This is a genomic window from Bartonella sp. AA23NXGY, assembly GCF_042197165.1.
In the GTDB taxonomy this organism is placed as follows: Bacteria; Pseudomonadota; Alphaproteobacteria; order Rhizobiales; family Rhizobiaceae; genus Bartonella.
In genome coordinates this window covers 142,655-151,269 of record NZ_JBHIRO010000004.1, presented here as the reverse complement: position 1 = coordinate 151,269, position 8,615 = coordinate 142,655, and the positions used below count along the sequence as shown (strand labels likewise).

The 8,615-nt window shown below is 39.5% G+C and carries 6 protein-coding genes; 3 read left to right on the top strand and 3 right to left on the bottom strand.

Annotation, left to right across the window (positions count from 1 at the left end; all coding sequences use genetic code 11):
- The first annotated feature begins 431 nt into the window (after positions 1-431).
- Positions 432-2,420: a M23 family metallopeptidase gene (locus tag ACFINY_RS03780; RefSeq protein WP_375629211.1), complete on the top strand. Its 1,989-nt coding sequence runs from the start codon at positions 432-434 to the stop codon at positions 2,418-2,420.
- Between the two features lie 890 nt (positions 2,421-3,310).
- On the opposite strand, the gene ACFINY_RS03775 is transcribed toward ACFINY_RS03780, so the two are convergent.
- The 3 genes from ACFINY_RS03775 to ACFINY_RS03765 all read right to left on the bottom strand — a co-directional run bounded on the left by ACFINY_RS03775 (position 3,311) and on the right by ACFINY_RS03765 (position 5,731).
- Positions 3,311-4,741, bottom strand: a complete 1,431-nt coding sequence (locus ACFINY_RS03775; protein WP_375611692.1) for a sensor histidine kinase — start codon at positions 4,739-4,741, stop codon at positions 3,311-3,313.
- A gap of 224 nt (positions 4,742-4,965) precedes the next feature.
- Entirely contained in the window at positions 4,966-5,520 is a 555-nt protein-coding gene (locus tag ACFINY_RS03770) for an RNA polymerase sigma factor (RefSeq protein ID WP_375611691.1), read from the bottom strand.
- Between the two features lie 7 nt (positions 5,521-5,527).
- Positions 5,528-5,731 carry a NepR family anti-sigma factor gene (locus tag ACFINY_RS03765; protein WP_375610684.1) on the bottom strand — a complete coding sequence of 68 codons (204 nt, stop codon included), beginning with the start codon at positions 5,729-5,731 and terminating at the stop codon, positions 5,528-5,530.
- A gap of 168 nt (positions 5,732-5,899) precedes the next feature.
- On the opposite strand from ACFINY_RS03765, the gene ACFINY_RS03760 reads away from it, so the two are divergent.
- Together ACFINY_RS03760 and ACFINY_RS03755 are read left to right on the top strand one after the other, a co-directional pair.
- A complete protein-coding gene (locus ACFINY_RS03760; protein WP_375607013.1) occupies positions 5,900-6,694 on the top strand; it encodes a response regulator in 795 nt (264 codons plus the stop codon).
- 22 nt (positions 6,695-6,716) lie between these two features.
- On the top strand, positions 6,717-7,730 hold the full coding sequence (locus ACFINY_RS03755) for a sensor histidine kinase (protein WP_375611690.1): 1,014 nt from the start codon (positions 6,717-6,719) through the stop codon (positions 7,728-7,730).
- The last annotated feature ends 885 nt before the right edge of the window (positions 7,731-8,615 follow it).

The following is an 8,615-nucleotide window of genomic DNA, read 5'->3' as shown; positions in this document are numbered from 1 at the left end:
TATCATTTTTTATTTTTTTTTAAATAAAATAACCCAAACTTTACCAATAAAATATTGAACAAAAAATCCTATTTCAAGACATTATTGGAAACAAGCAATTATAGGCAAAATCTGCCTTCATAAAAATAAAACATGAAAACAGCAAGGAGTTCAAAGAGAGCATGGCGCCTTTAAAGTAAAATATAGCACCCCATTGCAATGCATAAAAATAGGAAGTTGCCTGGGAATGAGTTAATCACAATAACGCTTGTTTTATACTACTTTAATAGAGAAAATTTTCTGCGCAGATACGATTTATAAAGACATTGCTGTATAAAGAGAATCGCATGATCTGTAATTTGTAAAAAGAATCAAATTCCTGTAGAAGCATGCTAAGCTATCTATCTATCTAGCTTTCTTTATTTAATATTGAAAAGTACTTTTATAAATCTATGTGGGATAACGAACAACAAAAAAACGATCCTGGACAAGACCCTGCTCTTGTCGTCAAGCGCTTGCGGCCTGCGCGCCGACAGGTCTCTGCTCGTTGGCTTACGGGAACCATTCTGACAGGAATCACTTCCTGCATTCTTATGGGGATTGCACTTTTTACGGCTCTTGATGAACAACAGCGATTGGTAACACCGCCACAATGGTTTACGCAAGAAAACCTATCAGAATCACAAGACCCTGAGGCCAATGGCTATAAAGGTGATCGTATTTCTCCCACCCATGCAAGGCAAAGCTTTGACAGAAAACGTCAATTTGAATTATCGATTCTACAAAAAAAAGGCGATGAAAAAGTCATTCAAACACAACATTTTGAATGGATTCGTATGGCTTTAGCCGAAAATCGCCCCCAGAAATATAGCTATCCAAAATTTGATTCTTTAAGCATTCTTGCTAGTGATACGAAAAATCAAAATATCGCACCACAAGAAGATTCTGGGCAGATTTACGGTGCAAAGGTTGAAACAAAACTCACCTTACGCAGCTATGATTTTAAGGTAAATCAATTCGATTTTGATGACAGCGACACATTGACAGATGAAGAGGCACAACAAGAAGTACAAAAAGCTGGATTTACTTTAGAAAAGAGCTCCGAACTTCTTTCAGTTCTCACATTGATTGATCCTTTAAAATTAGAAGATGTATCCTCCCCTTCCCAAGGCACAGAATCCCCTGAAGTTCGAATCGTTCAAGAAAATGTAACCGTTTCTCCTCAAAGTCACCGTATCGATCTGACGAAAAACTATGTTGAAGATATTATTCCTATTCGTAAAAAACAAACGATAGCCGATGCTTTCAAAAAAACCAGTTATACAAAAAAGCAAATTGACCAGGTTGTAAAAACGCTAGAAAAAATAAGCCTTTCCGATTCCCTTAAAGAGGGAAGCCTTTTACGCATTGGTATCGTGACACAAGCTGGTGAAGAAGACCATCTCGTACGCGCAAGTATCTATCAAGGGATGCATCATGTTCTCACCATTGCCCTGAATGATAAAGGCCAATTCATTGAAAGCACAGAGCCTAAAATGTCTAAAGCACTTAAAACGGCTTTTCAAAATGGTATTCCACATTCTTATATCAATAGCGCACAATTACCAACGGCTTATGATGCACTCTATAGTGCTTTGCTAAGCCATAATATATCACAATCTCTCTCTCATCGTCTTATTCGTCTGCTGGCCACCAATATTGATATGAAAAGTCCGATAACACCCAATGATCAGATCGAAATATTTTATGCTGTACCACAAAGCGATAAAGAAAACAAAAACGGCAAAAAGAATTTGAAAGCAAAGGAAGCATCCAAGAACGCTGATCCAGAAATTCGTTATATTAGTGCAACTTTTGGGAATACAACTTATAAATATTACCGTTATCAATTAAAAGATGGAAGCGTTGATTATTATGATTCTGAAGGGAAAAGTTCAAAGCCTTTCTTGCTGCGCAAACCCACACCAAATGGCATTTTTGGCTCTCCCTTTGGTCCACGCAAACATCCTATTTTAGGCTATGTCCGCATGCATACGGGTGTTGATTGGATTGCTCCTAAAGGATCACCCATTATTGCTGTAGGAGATGGTATTGTCACAAGAGTAGGCGTAACAGGCGGCTATGGAAACCATACGGAAATTCAACATGCCAATGGATATGTCAGCAGTTATTCACACCAAAGTCGTTATGCACCAGACATCAAACCAGGCGTGAAAGTACGACAAGGACAAATTATTGGGTATGTTGGATCAACAGGAATGGCAACCGGTCCCCATTGTCATTTTGAAATCATTGTCAATGGCGTCAAAGTTGATCCCATGCGCATTCGTATACCGGATAGCAAAGCCTTAACCAATCAAGACCTACAAACATTCCTACAAGAAAAAAACAACATTGATGCCTTGATCAACAGCCCAATAGCACCCTCCGAAGAAACTTAAAGCATCTGCATTTTTACGACTCAAAACATCTAAAAAATATGCTTGAGCGCTTACTTTTCTTAAAGAGATTTCCGCATTTTAAATATCTATTAAAGAATACGCCGAAAGATGCCACCACCCAAGGTCGCATCACAATGATTAAAAATAAAACGCCCTCCCCTTTTCTGGTTTACGCACAATAGAAAAGTGAAAAATATGAAACCCCAAAAGGCTAACTCTTCTTGTTTATTTTATCAAAACGATAGCCCGTCCTTATTTGCCATGCAATAAAATCTCAAATCAAAGAGGTGCCCGCTAAAGGATGAAGATTCTAAAATCCATATCAATCTATAAACAACCCGACTTCTTTTTGAATAGATTCCACCTATTGAATGCTTGTTGTGCATAGCCCTAAAGGACAGTGTTTCATGAACTTTCTAAGCAAGTTATCCTTGAGAATATTTGTTACACACTTTTACAAAAACACCCCATATTTAAAGTTTCACATGCCTTACAAAAAATAACAAAACTTGAAAAAACTCTCTCTTTGCAAAGCAATAGAGCTTACGAATATAAGTATTATTGGCTCAAAGAAGTTCTTATTCAAAATAAATTTAAAGGCTAACTTAAGCACTTCAAAGCTCTCAGACAAGGAGAACTTTGAAAGCCGATCATCGGAGTCAACAAAGCAAAAAAACAACAAGAGAGAAAATCAAACATTACACCAAAAGATAAAGAAGCAAAGTTGTTTCTCTTGAAGGCAATTGACAATCTGATATGAATGGTGCTGTGTTCGCGCTACTGAAGCCGTATTTTTCCTTCTTCTTGTGAAAAGATGCCCTCCCCATACATTCACGATGAATGAAAGGCAGCTTACCACGAGAAAAGAGAAAATTTACCCTTTTAAAAAATCAGTCAGAGCTTTTTTTTGAACTATTCATGCTAAGTTTTGGCAAAGGAATGACAATCTTTGTGCCTCCTAAAGCAGAAGTTTCAAACAGAGGTTTTTCACCAAATTGCATACAGAGCTGTTCCACGACCACACGACCAAGTCCTGTTTTTTGTTTTAAAGTTTGGCTTTTCATTCCCACGCCATCATCTTCTACAATGAGCATCAATTGTCCATCTTTCTGGGGACCAAAGGAGATATAAATATGACCAGACCGTTGATCAGGAAAGGCATGTTTTAAGGAATTTGTCAGCAGTTCACCAAGGATAATTCCAAGTGTTGTCGCATCTCTTGAAGACAGGCGACAATCTTTAAAGTTGGTGTGAATGGTGATGTTTTCACGCAATTCAAAAGGGACTGCCAATTCGACATCATGCACAACAGAGCTGAGAAACTCTGCCAATAAAGTCGTTTCCATATCATCACTTAAGCGCAAACGACGATGTGCTGTAGAAATTGTCTGAATACGATCACGTGCAGCCCCTAGAACAGCACGGACCTCTTCATTTTTGCTCCGGTTTAACTGGAGCCCCAACAAAGAAGACACCGTCCCAAGAGAATTGCCAATGCGATGGCTTGCATCCTGCAACAATATTTCAACCCGTTGGCGTTCTTTTTCAGCGTGATTACGTGCTCTTTCTAATTCTTGTGTTCGTTCTTTCACGCGGGCTTCCAGAGCGATATTTTCACTATGAAGCAGCAATTGATACAATTTTAAAGAGCGCATATCACGATGAAAACGATTAATAACAAAATAGGCAGAAATAAAGGTACTCACAACGGAAACAATAGCCGCCAATGTCAAAGCCGCCCGCATCAATGCGATACCCTCACGCTGTTTTTGTCGCACCACATCATCCCCATTAATAAAGCTTGTCATCAATTGAGCTAAACGTGCTACAGGAATCTTTGATACTTCCAAAGAGTCCGCATGAGAAGGTTGAGAAGGTTGTTCAGGAATCGCATCAAGAGCACGCATATGGGCATTCATAAAGGCTTTTCGTGCTTCAACCTCTTCTTTAAAAGCCGTAAACCATTTATACCACTGCGGATGCGCATAAACAATAAGTGCGATATAGTCGAGAATATTCCCCAACTCCCGCTCTGCATTTTCAAAACGTATTTTATCTTCCGCCTTGCGCGTTTTTGCATAGCTGCGATCAGCAACAGCCATATCAATCAGGCTAATAAGGACCAAATCAGCCTGTTCGCGCAATTCTGAACTTGTATTCAACTGTGCGACTTCTCGATCAACGGCATTTGAAAGCAACATAATAAAAACCGATGCCAAAAGAGCCATAACAAGAGAAACAACAATCGCACCCCACCGCCAGCGTGATATCGTTGCATCAGAAGAAGGCATTTGAGGCATCAAATTTGTTTTTGTTGTCATAGAATGTCCATTGGCGAACTTGAAAGTCGTCATTTTTCAGCACAAAGGAAGGCAACCTTATGGAACATAAAACCTAAAGCCCGTGAGAAAGTTTTATACAGGCTTTTCTTGTGTTCCTAAGGATACACGCCAAACTTCTGAATTCCCTCAGATACTGACTTTACTGTAATAGCTATAACGGGAATAAAAAAAACAAGGCTATCAATCATAATTATTATGCTTTTTTAGCCGTTAAATGAACACAATGTACTTCCAGCTGAGTAAGAATCAGGACCATAATCAGACTCACCATTGACTTTAAGAAGTTCTTGTAATCGATTACGCGCCCTGCTCACACGGCTTTTAATGGTTCCAACAGCACAACCACAAATAGCCGCAGCATCTTCATAAGAAAATCCCGATGCGCCAATGAGAATAATGGCTTCTCTTTGATCGGCAGAAAGCAAATTTAAGGCTTTTTTGAAATCTTGCAAATCAAGTGATCCATATTGAGCAGGATGAACAGCGACATTTTGAGTAAACACGCCGTCGGTATCTTGAACTTCTCTTCCCTTTTTACGCATTTGACTATAAAATTCATTGCGCAAAATGGTAAAAAGCCAAGCTTTAAGATTAGTTCCCATCTCAAAACTATCTTGCTTAGCCCATGCCTTCATAACAGTATCTTGGACCAAATCTTCGGCTTTATCGTGCTTGCCACTTAAAGAAACAGCAAAAGCTCGTAAAGCCGGCAACACAGAAAGGAGTTCTTGTTTAAAGTTTTTCGCGCACTTTGACATAAAGGATTCAAACCTTTTCCACATTGTTTAAGCCAAATTGCTCTGCGCGCTCCAACTTCTCTAAAAGCTCAAGCAAACACCGTGGCAGTGCTTCTTCTTGAATTTCCATGTAAAATTGACGTAACTTCCGTGCTATTTCGCTATTGACCCCGAGAAGATCATCTCCAACTCTAAATTGTGTAGTGAGATTTTTTTCATCACGGTCGTTCATTTTTCATCCCCCTAATCCATATATTACTGGTAGCACCGCGAAGATTTTTTCGCCTTATGGTTGTAAATATAGCTGTCGGTAAAAAGTTCCATACAAATCAAGGAACTTTTTTATCGGTTGAGAATTTCAACCAACAAAATGCTTGAAAGGTCAAAGGAGTTATAAATTATGTCATTATCAACGCGCATTGCCCCGCATCTTCCCTATCTTCGGCGTTTTGCCCGCTCTGTCACCGGTAGCCAATCCTCTGGCGATGCCTATGTTTCAGCGATGTTGGAAGCACTCATTGCCGACATCTCCATTTTTCCCAAAGCCTCCACTGACCGAATTGGTACCTATTGGCTTTTTTGCCATCTTTTTGACCAAACCACACCAAACATCCCTGAACCCCTGCCCCAATTTGGTCTTGAACAAAAAACCAGTGCCAAATTATCCTATCTCACGCCCCGTGCACGCCAAGCATTTTTGCTCATTGCCGTTGAAGGATTTCATGAACAAGACGCCAGCGAAATCATGAATCTGGATACGAAAGAATTTCGCAAGCTTCTCAACCAAGCATCCATTGATATTTCTCAACAAATTGCCACTGAAGTCATGATTATTGAAGATGAACCTCTTATTGCACTTGATATTGAGCAAATGGTAGAAAGCCTAGGTCATCATGTTGTAGGAATAGCGCGCACGCGTGATGAAGCTGTCATCATGTATCATAAGAAAAAACCACGGTTGATTTTGGCTGATATTCAATTAGCCGATAACAGTTCAGGGATTGATGCGGTCAACGAGATTTTGAAAAATGACCGTATACCGGTGATTTTCATCACGGCTTTTCCCGAAAGGCTTCTCACTGGCGAGCGTCCAGAACCAACTTTTTTAGTGACCAAACCTTTTAACCCTGATATGGTGAAAGCGCTTATTTCCCAAGCTTTATTTTTTCAAGAGAATGCTTCTAAAGCGGCTTAGAACAGGGTAACATCTTAAAATTATGATCGTTACGCCTCTTTCAAAGCCTCCCATGGATAAATCTCATATGAGTGCGCTCATGCAAGCGATTCGTGGTGCTGATATTTGCGTTCTCTATCAGGCAACAAATCTGGTTTATTTATGGGCTGAAAACTTGCCACACCATTTGCACAATAAATGGCGGGTTGGGTGTCGTGACAGCGACTTTTTTTCGCTTGACCTTGCAGACAATATGGAAACCATCAAACTGCAAGTTTTAGCCAGTGGCAAAATGCAAACTGTTGAAGCACGTTTTGAAGATACAAATAAACAAGAGATTTGGTACAAATTTTCTATTGATTGCCACCGCAATGATAACGAAGACATTATTGGTATTATCACCACCGGTGTCAATATTTCCGGCTTACGCCGCCGTGAACAAGTGCTTAAAATCCTTCTTCGCGAAGTCAGTCACCGTTCTAAAAACCTTCTAGCGATCATTCAAAGTATTGCCAGCCAAACCGCCCGCTATACTGAATCTCTTCAGGTTTTTTTACGAAAATTTCAAGGTCGTCTTCATTCTCTTTCTCATTCTCAAGATCTGATCACTGATTCCGATTGGCGTGGTGCTCAATTTCGCGAATTGGTCCAAACGCAGGCTTTAGGTTATTTTATGAAAGAAACAGAACGTTTTTCACTTGAAGGCGTCGATCCTTATCTTTTTCCCAATGCCGCTTTGCATATCGGTTTGGCTTTTCATGAACTGATTGTCAATTCTCTTTCTTTTGGAGCCCTTTCCCAAGAAAAGGGGAGCATCTGTGTACGCTGTGAAATTGAAACAAAACTGAATGGCAAAACGCAACTTATCATCACGTGGCATGAAAATTTTGAATCCGGCATCCCTCCCACAAACAATAAAAAAGCCTGTTTTGGTAGTGCCGTTCTCGAAAAAATCGTTCCCATTTCCGTGAATGGTTCAGCTTCCCTCAAATTGACACAAGAAGGAATTGTCTATTGCCTCTCTGTTCCTGATACTTATTTTGATATTTTTTCTTAAAAGAGCATTTTAAACAATGAACAAGAGAAGTTTCCCCTTTTTTAGCAAAATGTCTCATCTGTTTATTAAGCACAAAGATATTTTCCAACCTCTTTAAACCAACCTCTATAGTCCCCCAATAGTTCCCCAAAACCTTAACGATGAGAACTGAAAGCCACATAAAATCCATTTCCGCTGTCAATCAACTTCCATCCCTCATATAATCGCATATTTTAAAACAGAAACCAAAACGATAAAGAGCAAACCGTTTCAGCTTTTATATGCAAAATAAAAGCGAGCCTGTTACCCATCTCTTTTTGTGTAATTTTCGCAATGCGTATATAATTTTATTTTGGCAGAATATGAAATTTCAAGGAGTAAAGCTAATATCCATCATCACTCTTCAGCTTTACGGACTTAAAGCCTCCACGACAAAGACAATTAATTGATGTAAATTACACATTTTATGCTTTTATTTATCGCATTCTTTAATGGAGATATTCTCTTCAGTTACAATAGGGCATCCTAAAACAGGATACACTTGTGTTCCTCATTCACGCACTTTTTTAATATTTCCCAGCGCATCCACGCTCATTTCAAAACAGTATGTGTAAATAAGATATAATAGCCCCCGTAAAGTGAACCATCAAAACCGCCCCTTGTTACGCCACGCCCTTCTTTACCTTCATACCCCTTTTCACTTCATAAAAGTAGTAGCTGAGCATCATCATACCATTTGTCTCTCATGTTACAACAGCCATTGACCTTTGAGAGCGTCCATAAGAGGCATTTTAGTCTTTTTTCAAATATTACTCACCGACATAGAGCCCCCCCCACACACCCTTTTATGACGTGCAAGCCAATGACTTTGATTAATTCACTATAGAACCCGCATCTCAAAGGGGA